Origin of the sequence: uncultured Brevundimonas sp., from assembly GCF_937863155.1 — a bacterium.
GTDB lineage: Bacteria > Pseudomonadota > Alphaproteobacteria > Caulobacterales > Caulobacteraceae > Brevundimonas.
The window spans coordinates 1-13,574 of record NZ_CALMFB010000003.1 but is presented as its reverse complement, the minus strand read 5'-3'; the positions used below and the strand labels follow the sequence as shown (position 1 = coordinate 13,574).

General features: G+C 69.7%; 13 protein-coding genes, 1 tRNA gene and 2 pseudogenes. 14 read left to right on the top strand and 2 right to left on the bottom strand.

The window, feature by feature from the left end; all coding sequences use genetic code 11:
- The 14 genes and pseudogenes from Q0581_RS00255 to Q0581_RS00190 all read left to right on the top strand — a co-directional run.
- Positions 1-281 (top strand): annotated as a pseudogene (locus Q0581_RS00255) (4-hydroxyphenylpyruvate dioxygenase); the annotation flags it as partial.
- Positions 282-283: 2 nt separating this feature from the next.
- The gene (locus Q0581_RS00250) at positions 284-460 is read left to right on the top strand and encodes a hypothetical protein (RefSeq protein ID WP_298696209.1); all 177 of its coding nucleotides are present in this window, start codon (positions 284-286) and stop codon (positions 458-460) included.
- Positions 461-473: 13 nt separating this feature from the next.
- Positions 474-1,523, top strand: a complete 1,050-nt coding sequence (locus tag Q0581_RS00245) for an isoaspartyl peptidase/L-asparaginase family protein (RefSeq protein ID WP_298696205.1) — start codon at positions 474-476, stop codon at positions 1,521-1,523.
- Complete coding sequence (locus Q0581_RS00240; protein WP_298696203.1) at positions 1,520-1,990, top strand: isoprenylcysteine carboxylmethyltransferase family protein; 471 nt, start codon at positions 1,520-1,522, stop codon at positions 1,988-1,990. Before Q0581_RS00245 ends, Q0581_RS00240 begins: the two co-directional genes overlap by 4 nt.
- Complete coding sequence (locus Q0581_RS00235) at positions 1,981-2,241, top strand: hypothetical protein (protein WP_298696201.1); 261 nt, start codon at positions 1,981-1,983, stop codon at positions 2,239-2,241. Before Q0581_RS00240 ends, Q0581_RS00235 begins: the two co-directional genes overlap by 10 nt.
- A 72-nt stretch (positions 2,242-2,313) precedes the next feature.
- A complete protein-coding gene (locus Q0581_RS00230; protein ID WP_298696200.1) occupies positions 2,314-3,072 on the top strand; it encodes a hypothetical protein in 759 nt (252 codons plus the stop codon).
- A gap of 37 nt (positions 3,073-3,109) precedes the next feature.
- Positions 3,110-4,120 carry a fumarylacetoacetate hydrolase family protein gene (locus Q0581_RS00225; protein WP_298696197.1) on the top strand — a complete coding sequence of 337 codons (1,011 nt, stop codon included), beginning with the start codon at positions 3,110-3,112 and terminating at the stop codon, positions 4,118-4,120.
- 207 nt (positions 4,121-4,327) lie between these two features.
- The gene (locus Q0581_RS00220) at positions 4,328-5,119 is read left to right on the top strand and encodes a hypothetical protein (protein ID WP_298696195.1); all 792 of its coding nucleotides are present in this window, start codon (positions 4,328-4,330) and stop codon (positions 5,117-5,119) included.
- Between the two features lie 69 nt (positions 5,120-5,188).
- Positions 5,189-5,273: transfer RNA gene (locus Q0581_RS00215), tRNA-Leu, on the top strand.
- 69 nt (positions 5,274-5,342) lie between these two features.
- The gene (locus Q0581_RS00210) at positions 5,343-6,599 is read left to right on the top strand and encodes a multidrug effflux MFS transporter (RefSeq protein ID WP_298696193.1); all 1,257 of its coding nucleotides are present in this window, start codon (positions 5,343-5,345) and stop codon (positions 6,597-6,599) included.
- Positions 6,600-6,654: 55 nt separating this feature from the next.
- Complete coding sequence (locus Q0581_RS00205; protein ID WP_298696190.1) at positions 6,655-8,631, top strand: M1 family metallopeptidase; 1,977 nt, start codon at positions 6,655-6,657, stop codon at positions 8,629-8,631.
- Positions 8,628-10,289 (top strand): amidohydrolase, encoded by a 1,662-nt coding sequence (locus Q0581_RS00200; RefSeq protein WP_298696187.1) that lies wholly within the window; start codon positions 8,628-8,630, stop codon positions 10,287-10,289. Before Q0581_RS00205 ends, Q0581_RS00200 begins: the two co-directional genes overlap by 4 nt.
- Before the next feature lie 52 nt (positions 10,290-10,341).
- Positions 10,342-11,313 (top strand): complex I NDUFA9 subunit family protein, encoded by a 972-nt coding sequence (locus Q0581_RS00195; RefSeq protein WP_298696185.1) that lies wholly within the window; start codon positions 10,342-10,344, stop codon positions 11,311-11,313.
- 241 nt (positions 11,314-11,554) lie between these two features.
- Entirely contained in the window at positions 11,555-12,232 is a 678-nt protein-coding gene (locus Q0581_RS00190) for an IPTL-CTERM sorting domain-containing protein (RefSeq protein WP_298696182.1), read from the top strand.
- A gap of 65 nt (positions 12,233-12,297) precedes the next feature.
- On the opposite strand, the gene Q0581_RS00185 is transcribed toward Q0581_RS00190, so the two are convergent.
- Entirely contained in the window at positions 12,298-13,104 is an 807-nt protein-coding gene (locus Q0581_RS00185; RefSeq protein WP_298696180.1) for an undecaprenyl-diphosphate phosphatase, read from the bottom strand.
- Positions 13,105-13,138: 34 nt separating this feature from the next.
- A pseudogene (locus Q0581_RS00180) lies at positions 13,139-13,574 on the bottom strand (citrate/2-methylcitrate synthase); the annotation flags it as partial.

The following is a 13,574-nucleotide window of genomic DNA, read 5'->3' as shown; positions in this document are numbered from 1 at the left end:
TCCAGGACACCATCGAGACCTATTTCGAGCTGATCGACAAACGCCTGCCGGGCCATGGCGAGGACGTGGCGCGGATGCGCAAGAACCGCATCCTGATCGACGGCTCGGATGAAGACGGCCTGCTGCTGCAGATCTTCACCCAGGACACCTTCGGCCCGATCTTCTTCGAGATCATCCAGCGCAAGGGCAACCAGGCGTTCGGCGAGGGCAATTTCCAGGCCCTGTTCGATTCCATCGAGCTGGACCAGATCCGCCGCGGCGTCATCAAGGTCGACGCCTGAGGATGCGGCCGCCGCACTGGCTGCCTTGGCTGGGGCCGGTCGCCGCCGCGGCGGCCGGCGCCCTGGCGGGCGAATACTGGCTGGGGGGCGGCTTCTGGACCGTGCTGGCCGCCGCCCTGGTCTGCGGCTTCGCGCCCATCGTCGCTTATCGCGTCTGGAAGCGGCTGCATCACAAATAGGGAGGGACGGCCGATGATCCGCGCCGCGATGCTGAGCCTGGCCGCCCTGGCCGTCGCCACCGCCGCCTCGGCCCAAACGGCGCCGAACTGGTCACTGGCCATCCACGGCGGCGCGGGCGTGATCGAACGCGCCAATCTCAGCCCCCAGCAGGACGCCGCCTATCGCGCCGCCCTGACCCGCGCGCTGGAGGCCGGGGCCGCCGTGTTGCGCGACGGCGGCGCGGCGCTGGACGCGGTCCAGGCCGCCATCCAGGTGATGGAGGACGATCCCCTGTTCAACGCCGGGCGCGGCGCCGTCTTCACCGCCGAGGGTCGGAACGAGATGGACGCCGCCGTCATGGATGGAACCGACCTGAACGCCGGATCGGTGGCGGGGCTGACCCGCACGCGCCACCCCATCGCCGCCGCCCGCGCGGTGATGGAGCGGTCGTCTCACGTCATGCTGTCGGGCGACGGCGCCGACGCCTTTTCCGCCTCGATCGGGCTGGAGCAGGTCGATCCAGCCTGGTTCTTCGTCGAGAGCCGCTGGCGCGCACTGGAGCGCACCCTGCAGCAGCGCGGCGAGCCGATCCCGGCGCGTCCCGCCGGTGCGCCTGCAGCGGGCGAAATGGCCCAGATCGCCCCGCCGCTGGACGAGCGCAAATACGGCACGGTCGGCGCCGTGGCCCTGGATGCCCAGGGACGCCTCGCCGCCGGCACCTCGACCGGCGGCACGACGGGCAAGCGCTGGGGCCGCATCGGCGATGCGCCCGTGATCGGCGCCGGCACCTATGCGTCGAACGCCGACGGCTGCGCCGTCTCGGCCACCGGCACGGGGGAGTATTTCATCCGCTCCACCGTGGCGCGCGACATCTGCACCCACACCCGCGCGGGGCTAGACGTCCAGACGGCGGCCGAACGCGAGATCGCCGAGGTGGGGGCCATCGGCGGCGACGGCGGCGTCATCGTCATGGGCCGCGACGGCGCGGTCGGCTTCGCCATGAACACCTCGGGCATGTATCGCGGCAGCATCGGCGCCGAGCACCCGGCGGCCGTGGCCATCTATGCGGACGAAGCCCGGTGACCGCGCGCGATGTTCCCGGCGTCATCGCCCCGCCGCCGCTGATCTATCTGGGCTTCCTGTTCGCGGGCTGGGGCCTGGGCCGTCTGATCGTGACGCCGGGCTTTGGGCTGGACGGCGACATCCGCCGCGGCCTGGCCGTCGTTCTGGTCATCGGCGGTCTGACGCTGGAGGCGATGGCCCTGGGCCTGTTCCGCCGCCTGGGCACCCCGCCCCAGCCGTGGAAGCCAACCACCGCCCTGGCCACCGGCGGCGTCTATCGCTTCAGCCGCAACCCGATCTATCTGGGCTTCACCCTGATCTACGCCGGCTTCGCCGTGGCCATGGACAGCCCCGTGGCCCTGGCGGGCCTGTTGCCCTGTCTGATCGTCATCGACCGCTTCGTGGTGGCGCGCGAGGAACGGTATCTGGACGTCAAATTCGGCCAGGAGTGGCGCGCCTATCGCGCGCAGGTGCGCCGATGGCTGTGAGCGACGACGAACTGATGCAGATGGCCCAAGAGGAGCTGGCGGCCGCCTGCGCCCTGCCTCTGTCCGACATTCTGAAGATCACCCCCTGGGGCGACAGTTTCATGGGGTTCGCGCCTTCGGGCCGCGAGGTGGAGGTCGAGCGCCGCTATCTGTGGGCCCAGGCGCCCCAGGGCGATGTGTCGGTGGAGGTCGAGGTGCGCGACCCCGTCGCCCGCACCGGCGCCGAGGCCCAGCGCACCCTCAGTCGTTAACCTTTTTCTTGCGGGCGGCGACGCGCCGGGCAAGATGGGGGCCGACCGACCGGGGACGGGGGGAGTATCAGTATGGGCGTGCCTCTGAACGGAGCCGGATTCGCGGCCGAGCCGGGCTATGAGCCGACCGGCCCGGGCGAGGTGTTTTTCAGCCTGCCGCCGTTGATGCTGGCGCTTCTGGCCCTGCTGGGCCTGGCGCTGTTCGCCCTGGGCTGGTTCCTGAAGGACGCTCAGGCCCCGCGCCGCGCCGACGCCGCCGAATCGATCTGGAAGGCGGTCGACAAGGCCCTGGAGACGGCGATGAAGGCCGACGGCGGCTCGCTGGCGGGCAAGGCCGAAGAGGTCAAGAAGACGCTGGAGAAACGGCTGGGCGCGACCCTGACCCTGGCGGCGGGACTGAACGGCCCCTTCAAGGCGCTGAAGGCGGCGCTGGACGGCGAGGCGCACCAGACTTCCGATCACGCGCACGACAGCCACGCCGGCCACGATCACAAGCCCCATGATCCCAAGCCCCACGATCAGACGGGGCATGACCCCCACGGCCCGGGCGCCCACGCCGGCGAAAGCCATGCCCGCCACGAGGCCGGACCAGTGACCCAGGTGACCATCATCAACGGCGCCGCGGCCGGTCATGGCGGGGGTCATGGCGGCAAGGACGATCCTCACAAGGGCGACGACGGCCACAAGCCGGCCAAACCCGCCCCCTTGAGCGCCCGCGACCGCGACCGCGCCCTGCGTCTGGCCGTCGCGGACCTGAACGACCACTGGCGGCACAAGGCCGAGCGCATCGCCGAACTGCGCGCCGCCCACCGTGAACTGTCGGCCGACTGAGGTTTCCCTAGGTGTCGAAACGGCCTAAGCCGGTGTCATGAAACTCGCCTCGCTCAAGCACGGCCGCGACGGCCGCCTGGTGGTCGTGTCCAACGACCTGAACTGGTTCACCGACGCCTTTCTGATCGCCCCGACATTGCAGGCGGCGCTGGACGACTGGGACCGGTGCGAGCCGCGCCTGCGCGCCCTGGCCGAGAGTCTGGAGCATGAAGCCGTGCCGCGCGGCCGCTTTCACGAACGCGACGCGGCCGCCCCCCTGCCCCGCGCCTACCAGTGGGCCGACGGTTCGGCCTATGTGAACCATGTCGAACTGGTGCGCCGGGCGCGCGGGGCCGAACTGCCCGACAGCTTCTGGTCCGACCCCTTGATGTACCAGGGCGGCTCGGACTCCATGCTGGGGCCGCGCGATCCCATTCCGCTGGCCGACGAGGCCTGGGGCTGTGATCTGGAGGCCGAGATCGTCGTGGTCACCGGCGATGTGCCGCAAGGGGTCACCCGCGAACAGGCGCTGGACCACGTCCGCCTGGTCGGTCTGGTCAACGACGTCAGCTTGCGCAACCTGATCCCGGCCGAACTGGCCAAGGGGTTCGGCTTCGTCCAGTCCAAGCCCGCCAGCGCCCTGTCGCCGGTTCTGGTCACGCCCGACGCCCTGGGCGACCGCTGGAACGACGGCAAGCTGTCCGGCGCCCTGAACGTGCAGGTGAACGGCCAGGACTTCGGCCGCGCCGATGCGGGCGTGGACATGACCTTCTGCTTCGGCACCCTGATCGCCCACCTGGCCAAGACCCGGTCGCTGGGCGCCGGTTCGGTGATCGGGTCGGGAACCGTGTCCAACCGCGACGCCGATGGCGGCCCCGGCCGTCCGGTGGCCGAAGGCGGCTTGGGCTACAGCTGCATCGCCGAGGTGCGGATGGTCGAGACCATCCTGCGCGGCCAGCCGGAAACCCCCTTCCTGAAGCACGGCGACACGGTGCGGATCGAGATGCTGGATGACCGCCATCACTCGATCTTCGGCACGATCGAACAGACGGTCGGCCCGGCCGCCTGAGGCCCGACAGACCGCTTTCTTACCTGCAAATAAGCGCTTAGGCTGGCCCTGCCCCCTGGGGCTTGGAGAAGCGCATGTCTCTGCAACAGGCTCTGCCGACCCTCATCCCGTTCCGGTGGGTATGATCGTGGCCCAGCGTATCGAGATGTTCATCCGCGCCCCTCGCGTTCAGGCCGGCGGCGCCGACACCCATGTGGAGCTTGCAGCATGAAGACCGCCTTGCGCGCCCTGGCGGCCCTGGGCCTGATCGCCTCGCCCGCCGCGACCCAGGACGCGCCCGGCGACTGGCAGATCATGAGCGATCCGTCCAAACAGGCGCTCGCCGCCGTGGTCGCCTTTGATAGCGGCATAGGGGTCGGGGTGCGCTGCATGCGTGGCGGCCTGGGCGTCATCCTGACCGGCCTACCGCCCCAGAGCGGCGACCGCCGCCTTCTGCGCATGGGCTATGACGACCAGCCGCTGCGCGATTCCAACTGGGTTCCGACGGCCGATCCGACCGCTGCGGTGCATGAATATCCCGCCCGCATCGCCCGCCGCATGCGCCAGGGCGGCGCGCTGAACATCGTCGTGCCGGGCGCGGGCGAGGGCGGCCGCAACCTGCGCTATATTCTGGACCTGCCGTCGTCCGCGACGGCGATCGAGTCGGTGCTGACGGCCTGCAACAAGCCTCTGGTCGATCCGCGCGACGCCGAACTGGATGTCACCGGCCCCGCAGGCGGCCTGCCGGCGAACATGCGCTGGACCCGCGCGCCCAGCCCGATCTTCCCGCATGAGGCCGAGTTTGACGGCGTGCGCGGCGGTTACGCCGTCGTCAGCTGCAACACCCAGACGGACGGGACGCTGAAAGCCTGCGAGGTCGAAAGCGAACATCCCCTGGGGTCCGGCTTCGGCCGCGCCTCGCTGGCGGCCATGGACCGGGCCCGTGTCGGCTGGACCGGGGCGCCCAGCGTCGCGGTCGACGTGCGGCGCGTCGCCTTCCGGGTCAGCTTCCGTTCGTGACGTCCGGCGTCAGGACGGCTTGCGCCCCGCGCCGCCGTCGCTAGATTGCGCGGCCTTCCATCGGCCTGTGCGGGCGTGGTGAAACTGGTAGACGCGCCGGACTCAAAATCCGGTTCCGCAAGGAGTGTCGGTTCGAGCCCGACCGCCCGCACCATCCGTCTTTTCCTCATGAAATTCCGAAGACGCCGGTTGCGGCGGCCGCCCCGGGCCCTATGTGGCGCGGATGACCTCCCCGTCCGCGCCCCCCGCCGTCCAGCCCAAGGGGCCGGGCTTTCCCGAGTTCGTCTGTCTGATCGCCTGCCTGATGGCGCTGAACGCCCTGGCGATCGATTCCATGCTGCCGGCCCTGCCGATGATCGGCGACGCCCTGGGCGTGGTGCGCGAGAACGACCGGCAGTGGATCGTCACCGCCTATCTCTTGGGCTTTGGCGTGACCCAGGTGATCTATGGCCCTCTGGCCGACCGGTTCGGGCGCAAGCCGATCCTGATGGTCGGGGTGACCCTGTATGTGCTGTTCAGCGTGCTGGCCGCCTTAGCCCCGACGTTCGAGATGCTGTTGCTGGCGCGGGTCGGCACCGGGGTCGGGGCGGCGGCGCTGCGGGTGCTGGCGGTGTCGATCGTGCGCGACCGCTATGAAGGCCGCACCATGGCGCGGGTGATGTCGCTCAGCTTCCTGGTCTTCCTGGGTGTGCCGATCCTGGCGCCCAGCATCGGGGCGGCGATCCTGACGATGGGGCCCTGGCCGTGGATCTTCGGCGTGCTGGCCCTGGCGGGATCGGCGGTCATGCTGTGGGTCGCGATCCGCCTGCCCGAGACCCTGCATGTCGAGGACCGCCTGCCGATCCAGCCGGCACGCATCCTGGGCGCCTTCCGCCACGCCCTGACCGAGCGCAAATCCATCGGCTACACCCTGGCCATGACGGCGATCACCGGCGCCCTGTTCGGCTTCATCAACTCGTCCCAGCAGATCTTCGAACATGTCTTCCATGCCGCGAACCTGTTTCCGCTGGTGTTCGCGGCCATCGCCGGAGGCATTGCGGCGGGCACCCTGGTCAACGCCGCCCTTGTGGAAAAGCTGGGCAGCCGGCTGATCGCCCATTCGGCCCTGGTCGCCTTCACCGCCACGGCGGCGGTGCACGCAACCGTCTCGGCGCTGGGGCACGAGACGATCTGGACCTTCGCCATCCTTCAGGGGCTGACCATGTTCTTCTTCGGCTTCATCGCCGGGAACCTGGGGGCCATGGCGATGGAATCGATGGGCCATATCGCCGGCACCGCCAGCTCGGCCCAGGGTTTCGTCTCGACCACCTTCGGCTCTCTGACCGGCTTTTTCATCGGCCAGCATTTCGCCGGCACGGCCACGCCCTTGCTGATGGGGTTCGTGGTCTGCGGTCTGACCGCCCTGGCCTGCGCCTTCTGGGCCGAGCGGGGGCGGCTGTTCACCGCCCGCCATGCGCCGGGCGCCGCGACGCCGACTTGATCTTTCGTCCGGTTCGGGGCGTTGTCCGCACCGAACGAAGGACGAGGAAACGCTCATGCTCCGCAAATCGGCCGGTCTGGTCTCCGCGCTCATGCTGTCCAGCGCCCTGGGCGGGTGCGCCTATCTGACGACGCGTTACGAGGGACCGCAAGGCATGCCCGAAGCCGTCACCCCCGCTCCGGCCCCCGCTCCGGCGGCAGTCGACTATGTCCGTGACGCCCACTCGCACGCCCGGCCCGAGATCGCGCGGGTGCACCACGTCGACCTGGACCTGACCGCCGACTTCGAGGCCAAGACCCTATCGGGCAAGGCGACGCTGGACGTGACGGCGCAAGCCGGCGCGCGCGAGCTGATCCTGGACGTGCGCAATCTGGACATCCGGTCCATCACCGACGACCAGGGCCGCAGCCTGCATCACATGCTGGGGGCGGACGATCCGATCCTGGGCCAGGCGATGCGCATTCACTTCCCGGCCTTCGCCGAGGGCGAGCGTCGCCGCATCATCATCGACTACGCCACCCGGCCCGACGCGGCGGCGCTGCAATGGCTGGCGCCCAGCCAGACCGCCGGGGGCCGCCACCCCTATCTGTTCAGCCAGGGCCAGGCTATCCTGACGCGCACCTGGGTTCCGACCCAGGACAGCCCGGGCATCCGCCAGAGCTGGAGCGCCCGCATCGTGGCGCCGTCGGACCTGAAGGTCGTCATGTCGGCCGAGGCCCTGACACCGAACGGCGAGGCGGCGGGCGACGGGCGCACCGCCTGGCGCTTCCGCGAGCCGAACGCCGTGCCGCCCTATCTGATCGCCATCGGCGTGGGCGACGTGGCCTTCGAGGGCATCGACGAGCGCACCGGCGTCTGGACCGAGCCGTCGCGCCTGCACGCCGCCCATGACGAACTGCGCCCCACCGCCGACATGGTGGACAAGGCCGAGGCCCTTTACGGCCCCTATCGCTGGGGCCGCTATGACCTGCTGGTCCTGCCGCCCAGCTTCCCGTTCGGGGGGATGGAGAACCCGCGCATGACCTTCGCCACCCCGACCATCATCGCCGGGGACGGGTCGCTGGTCAGCCTGGTGGCGCACGAACTGGCGCACAGCTGGTCCGGCAATCTGGTCACCAACGCCACCTGGGACGACTTCTGGCTGAACGAGGGCTTCACCGTCTATTTCGAGAACCGGATCATGGAGGCCGTCTATGGCCGCGACCGGGCCATGCAGGAGCAGGTGCTGGGCTGGGGCGATCTGCAACGCACCCTGGCCAGCCTGCCGCCCGCCGACACCCGGCTGAAGCTGGAGTTGACCGGCCGCGACCCCGACGACGGCATGACCGACATCGCCTATGAAAAGGGCGCCGCCTTCCTGCGCACCATCGAGCGGATCGCCGGGCGCGAGCGGTTCGACGCCTGGCTGCGCGGCTATTTCGACCGCCACGCCTTCCAGCCCATGACGACCGAGCGGTTCCTGGCCGACATCCGCCAGCATCTGATCCGGGGCGACGCCGCGCTGGAGCAGCAACTGATGATGGAGACCTGGATCCATCAGCCGGGCATGCCGTCCAACTGGGTTCCGCCAGTGTCGGACGCCTTCACCGCCGTCGATGCGGCCGCCCGCGCCTTCTACGCTGACGGCGGCGCCGCCTCGGCCGCGCCCTGGTCGGGCTGGAACACTCAGCAGCGTCTGCGTTTCCTGAACTGGCGGCCCGAGGGGCTGGCGGCCGGCGCCGACTGGATGACCCCGGCGCAACTGGCCGATCTGGAGCGCACCCTGGACCTGGCCAACGAGGGCAACAGCGAGATCACCTTCGCCTGGCTGCAGATCGCCCTGGCCCATCGCTATCAGCCCGCCGTGGCCACGGCCGAGCGGTTCCTGACGTCCATGGGACGACGCAAGTTCGTGCTGCCGCTGTTCACCACCCTGTGGAACGAAGGCGACTGGGGCCGGCCGATCGCCACCCGCATCTACGCCCAGGCGCGGCCGCTGTATCACCCGGTCACCACCGGCTCGGTCGACGCCGTGGTGGGACGGCCGCAATGAAGCGCGCCCTTTGCGCCCTGGCCGCCTGCGCCGCCCTGATCGCGGCGCCGGCGGCGGCCCAGGATCTGCTGATCCGGGGCGGCCCCATCTATACCGGGGTGGACAACGGACCGGCCGCCGAGGCGGTGCTGGTGCGCGACGGGCGCATCGCCTGGGTCGGCGCCCTGGCCGACCAGCCGCCGGTCGAGGCGGCCACGCCAGTGATCGACCTGAAGGGGGCGGCCCTGTTCCCTGGCTTCACCGACGGCCACGCCCATCTGGACGGCATCGGCTGGCGCGAGATGACGCTGAACCTGGAAGGGTCCGCCTCGGTGGCCGAGGCCATGGCGCGCCTGACCGCCTGGGCCGCCGCCCACCCCGAAGGGGTCATCATCGGACGCGGCTGGATCGAGACCCACTGGCCCGAAGGCCGCTTCCTGAACCGACACGACCTGGACGCCGCCGCGCCCGGCCGTGTGGTGATCCTGACCCGCGCCGACGGTCACGCCCTGACCGCCTCGACCGCCGCCCTGGCCGCGGCCGGGATCACGGCCCAGAGCCAGGCGCCGTTCGGCGGCGAGATCCATCGCGAGGCGGACGGCCATCCCACCGGCCTGCTGATCGACACCGCCATGGCCGCCGTCGACCGCCTGACGCCGCAACAGGACGCGGCGGCCAAGCGCGAGGCCTATCGCGCCGGTTTCCGGGTCGAGGCGCAGTACGGCTGGACCGGCATGCATTTCATGAGCGCGCCGTGGGGCGACATCCCCCTGCTTGAGGAGATGGCCGAGGCGGGCGAGGCGCCCTTGCGTCTGTACAACAACATCACACCCGACGGCGCGCGCGACCTGATCGCCCAGGGGCCGCGCAGCGTCGCGGACGGCCGGGTCATCACCCGCGCGATCAAATTCTATGCGGACGGGGCCCTTGGCTCGCGCGGGGCGGCCCTGCATGCGCCCTATGCCGATGCGCCCCACACTTCGGGCCTGATGCAGACGACCGAAGAGGAGATGCTGCCTCTGTATCGCGACGCTCTGCGCGCCGGCATCCAGGTGACCACCCACGCCATCGGCGACCGGGGCAATTCCGAGGTTCTGAACTGGTATCTGGACGCGATGCGAGAGGTCCAGCCGGACGAACGCCGCATCCGCGATCCGCGCTGGCGCATCGAGCACGCCCAGATCCTGCGGCCCCGCGACGAAATGCTGTTCGCCGGCCTGGGGGTGATCCCGTCGATGCAGCCCAGCCACGCCATCGGCGACCTGCATTTCGCGCCGGCCCGCCTGGGCGATGCGCGGCTGGACGGGGCCTATGCCTGGCGCACCCTGACCGAGATTGGCGTGCCGGTCGTCGGCGGCTCGGACGCCCCGGTCGAGCGGGGCGATCCCCTGATCGAATTCTATGCCGCCGTCGCCCGGCGCGACCTGAACGGCTTCCAGGGCTCCGACTGGCGCCCGCAACAGGCGGTGGATCGCGCCACCGCGCTGAAGATGTTCACCCTGTGGCCCGCCTACGCCAGCTTCCGCGAGGCCGACCTGGGCACCATCGAGGTGGGCAAGCGCGCCGACCTGACCGCCTTTTCGGTCGATCTGATGACGGCGTCCGAGGCCGACATTCCGCGCGGCCATGCGGTGCTGACCGTGGTGGACGGCGTGGTGGTGTTTCAGCGCGAGGATTGAGCCGGGCGCCGGCTTCGCCTAAACCCCGCCTCACAGGGATTTGGAGCAAGTGATGGCCGGTTTCGATTCGCGTCTGGTGACCGTGTTCGGCGGGTCGGGCTTTATCGGGGCCCAGGCCGTGCGCGCCCTGGCGAAACAAGGCTGGCGCGTGCGGGTGGCCGTGCGCAATCCGGTCACCGCCAACGAACTTCAGCCCCTGGGCGACGTGGGTCAGATTCAACTGACGCGCTGCGACGTGACGAACGCCGACGACGTGGCCCGCGCGCTGAAGGGCGCGGACGCCCTGGTCAATCTGGTGGGCGTGCTGTTCGAGACGCCCGGCCGCGGCTTCCACAAGATGCACGTCGAGGCGGCCCAGACCATAACCGAGGCCGCCCAGGCCCAGGGCGTGGCCCGCATCGTCCAGGTGTCGGCCCTGGGCGCCGCCGCCGACAGCCCGTCGCTGTACGCCCGCACGAAGGCGCAGGCGGAACGCTTGATCCGCGACGCCCGCCCCGATGCGGTGATCCTGCGTCCCTCGGTGGTGTTCGGCATGGGCGACGGCTTCCTGAACCGCTTCGCCGCCATGGCCGCCCTCGCCCCGGCCCTGCCGCTGGTCGGCGGCGGCGAGACGAAATTCCAGCCCGCCTATGTCGGCGACGTGGCCCAGGCGATCGCCCAGGCCGTGATCCGCCCGGATGCGGCGGGCCGCACCTTCGAACTGGGCGGCCCGGCGGTCTACAGCTTCAAGGACATCCTGCAGCTGATCCTGCGCGAGACGGGGCGGTCGCGCCTGCTGGTCCCGATGCCCTTCTTCGCCGCGCGCATGGTCGGCGCCCTGGCCCAGATCACCGCCGTGATCGGCGTGGCGCCGGTGCTGACGGTCGATCAGACGCGGCTGCTGGAGCGGGACAATGTCGTGACGCCGGGCGCCGAGGGCCTGGCCGACCTGGGCGTCCAGCCGACCGGCCTGGAAGCCATCGCCCCGTCCTACCTCTGGCGCTACCGCGTCGGCGGCCAGTTCGCGGAACGGCCGGCGGCCTAGAGCATGATGGTTTTAGACGGAACCGCGAAGCGGCTCCGGCTGAAAGCTGAATTATGCTCTCGCTTATATCTGGAGCCTGATTCACCGCATCGACGGAATCGCGAAGCGATTCCATCTCAGTGGATCAGGCTCTAGGAGCGGCGATCCTTAAATCCGGTTCCCGCAAGACCTGATGAGACTTGAGAGAGTTTCGTTGCTAACCTAGAGGTCGTGAAACAAGAACGGCTCCGGGGATGATCCAGTGAACAAGTTGGTCATCGCATGCGCGGCGGTCGCCCTCTCCTGCATCGGCGGGATGGCGCAGGCGCAAACTGAACTGGTCACCAATGGATCGTTCGAGGCAGGCGTCGCGGGCTGGACAACCTCGGGAGTCTGCACCGCCTCGGCGCGGACGACTGGCAACGCCTATTCCGTTCAGGGCACGCCGTCGCCTGCCGGGCCGACCGACGGCGCAAACTATGTCGAGCTCTTTCCGAACGGTGGCTCTCAGACCTGTTATCTCTATCAGGACATCGCCATACCTGCCGGTCAGGCCGCCAGCTTGTCGGTGGACGCGTCGGCAGGCTTCAATGGCATGGCCAGTTCGGCGACCTATGGCGGCGCGTTCCGCGTGATGACCCCCGCCAATCTCGTGCTGGCCACGCCGTTCGTTCGAGATGGCGGTCAGGCGTCCGCGCCCGATCTGGCCACTTACACGGCCGACCTCACGCCCTACGCCGGACAGACGGTCCGGCTGGCCTTCGAAATGACCAATGGGATCGACTGCTGCAACGTCACCTTCGGTGATCGAGTCTCGGTCCTGGCTGCGCCGCCGACGCCGACTGTCCCGACCCTCTCGGAATGGGCGATGATCCTGTTCGGCGCTCTGCTCGCTGGCGGCGCCGCGCTTTACGTTCAGCGCCGACGGATCCGCGCGTGATCTGACACGATGGGCGCTTCCTGGCGCTTTCGCGTCTGCAGCGCGTCAGCCGAGCGAGCGGAAGTTTAGACGACCCCTCCCCAAATCAAGGCCAGCCCCGCGGTCCCCACTACGATCCGCCACCAGGCGAAGGGCGCGAAGCCGTGTTTGCCGACGAAGTCGATCAGCGTCTTCACGATCACCAGTCCGCTGACGAACGACACCACGAAGCCGATAGCCAGCACCGGCAGGAATTCCGCCGTCATCAGATCGCGGCTCTCCCAGAAGTCCAGCACGAAGGCGCCGACCATGGTCGGTATGGCCAGGAAGAAGCTGAACTCGGCCGCCGCCTTCTTGTCCACGCCTTGAAGCAGGCCGCCGACGATGGTCGCGCCCGAGCGCGACACGCCGGGAATGATCGACAGGCATTGCCACAGGCCGATGCCCAGCGACGTCTTCCAGTCGAAGGTCATGGCGTCTTCGATCCGGGGTTTCGGCGCCCACCGCTCCAGCGCGATCAGGGCGAAACCACCGATCACCAGGCTGATGCAGACGATGGTCGGATTGAACAGCACCGTCTTGATGAAGTCGTGGAACAACAGGCCGATCACCGCCGAGGGCAGGAAGGCCAGCAGCACCGAGAGGGTGAACCGCCGCGCCGCCGGATCCTTGCCCGGCAGGCCCATCAGAACCTTCCACAGCCGCGCGAAATACAGCGCCACGACCGCCAGGATGGCGCCCAGCTGGATCATGACGATGAAGGTGTTCCACGGCTCGTCGGCCAGACCCAGCACCTCCTTGGTCAGCAGCAGGTGGCCGGTGGACGACACCGGAATGAACTCGGTCAGGCCCTCGACCAGACCCAGGATGATCGCCGCCAGCCAGTCCGCCATGACGCCCCGCACTCAGATGAAAAATCGTCCGGCCTCAGTTGGCGCCGGGTTCAGGCCCCACATAGCGCAGTCGCGCCCGGATAGGCGAGCCGTTCAGCACCTGATCCGCCGCATGGGCCAAGAGGCCCGTCAGGCGCGCGATCAGCAGCAGGTCCAGCGCCCCCTCGCGCGGTAGGTCCAGCCGCCGCCCGATCAGGGCCAGGGCGAAGGCCAGGCTGACGGGCCGCCCCGCCGCCGCCTCGGCCTGCTGACACAGGGCGGTCAGGTCGGGCGACAAGCCGGCGTGGGCCAAAAGCGCGGCCGCGCGCGGATCGCCCCCGTCCTGGGCCCAGGCCACGGCGTCGAAATCCAGGTCCGCGATCCGCGCGGGGTCCAGCCGGCTGCCATTGCGGCGCGCCTCGGCGATGGCCGTGGTCGCCGCCTCGACCGCCTGGGCGGTGGCGCATCCCGCCAGAGTCGTCAGACCCGCC

Bases quoted from the DNA above. Each gene is read 5' to 3' on its own strand.
- Q0581_RS00245 (WP_298696205.1), top strand. From the start codon at position 474: ATGATCCGCGCCGCGATGCTGAGCCTGGCCGCCCTGGCCGTCGCCACC.
- Q0581_RS00205 (WP_298696190.1), top strand. From the start codon at position 6,655: ATGCTCCGCAAATCGGCCGGTCTGGTCTCCGCGCTCATGCTGTCCAGC.
- Q0581_RS00250 (WP_298696209.1), top strand. From the start codon at position 284: ATGCGGCCGCCGCACTGGCTGCCTTGGCTGGGGCCGGTCGCCGCCGCG.
- Q0581_RS00230 (WP_298696200.1), top strand. From the start codon at position 2,314: ATGGGCGTGCCTCTGAACGGAGCCGGATTCGCGGCCGAGCCGGGCTAT.
- Q0581_RS00210 (WP_298696193.1), top strand. From the start codon at position 5,343: ATGACCTCCCCGTCCGCGCCCCCCGCCGTCCAGCCCAAGGGGCCGGGC.
- Q0581_RS00200 (WP_298696187.1), top strand. From the start codon at position 8,628: ATGAAGCGCGCCCTTTGCGCCCTGGCCGCCTGCGCCGCCCTGATCGCG.
- Q0581_RS00185 (WP_298696180.1), bottom strand. From the start codon at position 13,104: ATGGCGGACTGGCTGGCGGCGATCATCCTGGGTCTGGTCGAGGGCCTG.
- Q0581_RS00235 (WP_298696201.1), top strand. From the start codon at position 1,981: ATGGCTGTGAGCGACGACGAACTGATGCAGATGGCCCAAGAGGAGCTG.
- Q0581_RS00220 (WP_298696195.1), top strand. From the start codon at position 4,328: ATGAAGACCGCCTTGCGCGCCCTGGCGGCCCTGGGCCTGATCGCCTCG.
- Q0581_RS00195 (WP_298696185.1), top strand. From the start codon at position 10,342: ATGGCCGGTTTCGATTCGCGTCTGGTGACCGTGTTCGGCGGGTCGGGC.
- Q0581_RS00225 (WP_298696197.1), top strand. From the start codon at position 3,110: ATGAAACTCGCCTCGCTCAAGCACGGCCGCGACGGCCGCCTGGTGGTC.